Below are 3,346 nucleotides of genomic sequence, written 5' to 3'. Positions count from 1 at the left end.
TTTCCTCGGGTCGGGGGCTGTTAGTACTGCTCTTCGGAGCGTGGAACGCATGATCCTCGGACGGGTTCTGGTCGGGCACGCTGTTGGGTGTCTGAGGGAATGATCTTTCTTCTCCTCAGTCGCCGGCCCCGGTGAAGCGCCAACGATGTTGGTGTGTGACGGGTGGCTGGTCGTTGTTTGAGAACTGCACAGTGGACGCGAGCATCTGTGGCCAAGTTTTTAAGGGCGCACGGTGGATGCCTTGGCACCAGGAACCGATGAAGGACGTGGGAGGCCGCGATAGTCCCCGGGGAGTCGTCAACCAGGCTTTGATCCGGGGGTTTCCGAATGGGGAAACCCGGCAGTCGTCATGGGCTGTCACCCGCTGCTGAACACATAGGCAGTGTGGAGGGAACGAGGGGAAGTGAAACATCTCAGTACCCTCAGGAAGAGAAAACAACCGTGATTCCGGGAGTAGTGGCGAGCGAAACCGGATGAGGCCAAACCGTATGCGTGTGAGACCCGGCAGGGGTTGCGTGTGCGGGGTTGTGGGATCTCTCTTCTACGGTCTGCCGGCCGTAGGGCGAGTCAGAAACCGTTGATATAGGCGAAGGACATGCGAAAGGTCCGGCGTAGAGGGTAAGACCCCCGTAGTCGAAATGTCAGCGGCTTGCTTGAGAGACACCCAAGTAGCACGGGGCCCGAGAAATCCCGTGTGAATCTGGCGGGACCACCCGCTAAGCCTAAATATTCCCTGGTGACCGATAGCGGATAGTACCGTGAGGGAATGGTGAAAAGTACCCCGGGAGGGGAGTGAAATAGTACCTGAAACCGTGTGCCTACAAGCCGTGGGAGCGTCGGAGCCTTCGGGCTCTCGTGACTGCGTGCCTTTTGAAGAATGAGCCTGCGAGTTTGCGGTGTGTTGCGAGGTTAACCCGGGTGGGGAAGCCGTAGCGAAAGCGAGTCCGAATAGGGCGTTTCAGTAGCACGCTCAAGACCCGAAGCGGAGTGATCTAGCCATGGGCAGGTTGAAGCGGAGGTAAGACTTCGTGGAGGACCGAACCCACCAGGGTTGAAAACCTGGGGGATGACCTGTGGTTAGGGGTGAAAGGCCAATCAAACTCCGTGATAGCTGGTTCTCCCCGAAATGCATTTAGGTGCAGCGTCGTGTGTTTCTTGCCGGAGGTAGAGCACTGGATAGGCGATGGGCCCTACCGGGTTACTGACCTTAGCCAAACTCCGAATGCCGGTAAGTGAGAGCGCGGCAGTGAGACTGTGGGGGATAAGCTCCATGGTCGAGAGGGAAACAGCCCAGAGCATCGACTAAGGCCCCTAAGCGTACGCTAAGTGGGAAAGGATGTGGAGTCGCACAGACAACCAGGAGGTTGGCTTAGAAGCAGCCACCCTTGAAAGAGTGCGTAATAGCTCACTGGTCTAGTGATTCCGCGCCGACAATGTAGCGGGGCTCAAGCGTACCGCCGAAGTCGTGTCATTGCAGCGTATAGCCCTAACGGGTGTTGTGATGGGTAGGGGAGCGTCGTCTGCCGGGTGAAGCAGCACCGGAAGGTAGTTGTGGACGGTTGACGAGTGAGAATGCAGGCATGAGTAGCGATTCACACGTGAGAAACGTGTGCGCCGATTGACTAAGGGTTCCTGGGTCAAGCTGATCTGCCCAGGGTAAGTCGGGACCTAAGGCGAGGCCGACAGGCGTAGTCGATGGATAACCGGTTGATATTCCGGTACCCGCTGTGAAGCGTCAAACATCGAGCATCGTGATGCTAAGGCCGTGAAGCCGCCCTGATCTCTTCGGAGTTGAGGGGAGTGGTGGAGCCGCTGAACCAAGCGGTTAGTAGGTGAGTGATGGGGTGACGCAGGAAGGTAGTCCATCCCGGGCGGTGGTTGTCCCGGGGTAAGGGTGTAGGCCGCAAGGTAGGCAAATCCGCCTTGTGTATGGCTGAGACCTGATGCCGAGCCGATTGTGGTGAAGTGGATGATCCTATGCTGTCGAGAAAAGCCTCTAGCGAGTTTCATGGCGGCCCGTACCCTAAACCGACTCAGGTGGTCAGGTAGAGAATACCGAGGCGTTCGGGTGAACTATGGTTAAGGAACTCGGCAAAATGCCCCCGTAACTTCGGGAGAAGGGGGGCCACGCTCGGTGATGGGATTTACTCCTTGAGCTGGGGGTGGCCGCAGAGACCAGCGAGAAGCGACTGTTTACTAAAAACACAGGTCCGTGCGAAGCCGTAAGGCGATGTATACGGACTGACGCCTGCCCGGTGCTGGAACGTTAAGGGGACCGGTTAGCTCACTTTCGGGTGGGCGAAGCTGAGAACTTAAGCGCCAGTAAACGGCGGTGGTAACTATAACCATCCTAAGGTAGCGAAATTCCTTGTCGGGTAAGTTCCGACCTGCACGAATGGCGTAACGACTTCTCGACTGTCTCAACCATAGGCCCGGTGAAATTGCACTACGAGTAAAGATGCTCGTTTCGCGCAGCAGGACGGAAAGACCCCGGGACCTTTACTACAGTTTGATATTGGTGTTCGGTTCGGCTTGTGTAGGATAGCTGGGAGACTGTGAAGCTCATACGCCAGTGTGGGTGGAGTCGTCGTTGAAATACCAGTCTGGTCGTGCTGGATGTCTAACCTGGGTCCGTGATCCGGATCAGGGACAGTGTCTGATGGGTAGTTTAACTGGGGCGGTTGCCTCCTAAAGGGTAACGGAGGCGCCCAAAGGTTCCCTCAGCCTGGTTGGCAATCAGGTGTTGAGTGTAAGTGCACAAGGGAGCTTGACTGTGAGACCGACGGGTCGAGCAGGGACGAAAGTCGGGACTAGTGATCCGGCGGTGGCTTGTGGAAGCGCCGTCGCTCAACGGATAAAAGGTACCCCGGGGATAACAGGCTGATCTTCCCCAAGAGTCCATATCGACGGGATGGTTTGGCACCTCGATGTCGGCTCGTCGCATCCTGGGGCTGGAGTCGGTCCCAAGGGTTGGGCTGTTCGCCCATTAAAGCGGTACGCGAGCTGGGTTTAGAACGTCGTGAGACAGTTCGGTCCCTATCCGCTGTGCGCGTAGGAGTCTTGAGAAGGGCTGTCCCTAGTACGAGAGGACCGGGACGGACGAACCTCTGGTGTGCCAGTTGTTCTGCCAAGGGCATGGCTGGTTGGCTACGTTCGGGAGGGATAACCGCTGAAAGCATCTAAGCGGGAAGCCTGCTTCGAGATGAGGACTCCCACCCACTTGATGGGGTAAGGCTCCCAGTAGACGACTGGGTTGATAGGCCGGATCTGGAAGCCAGGTAACTGGTGGAGGTGACCGGTACTAATAGGCCGAGGGCTTGTCCTCAGTTGCTCGCGTCCACTGTGT

The 3,346-nt window shown here is 57.2% G+C and carries 1 rRNA gene; it reads left to right on the top strand.

The features are described from left to right. The first annotated feature begins 209 nt into the window (after nt 1–209). Nucleotides 210–3,325, top strand: a 23S ribosomal RNA gene (locus QSK45_RS37845). The last annotated feature ends 21 nt before the right edge of the window (nt 3,326–3,346 follow it).

This window comes from Streptomyces hygroscopicus subsp. hygroscopicus (genome assembly GCF_030269125.1).
In the GTDB taxonomy this organism is placed as follows: domain Bacteria; phylum Actinomycetota; class Actinomycetes; order Streptomycetales; family Streptomycetaceae; genus Streptomyces; species Streptomyces hygroscopicus_C.
The sequence above is the reverse complement of the archived record's forward strand: the minus strand, read 5'-3'. Positions and strand labels throughout refer to the sequence as shown.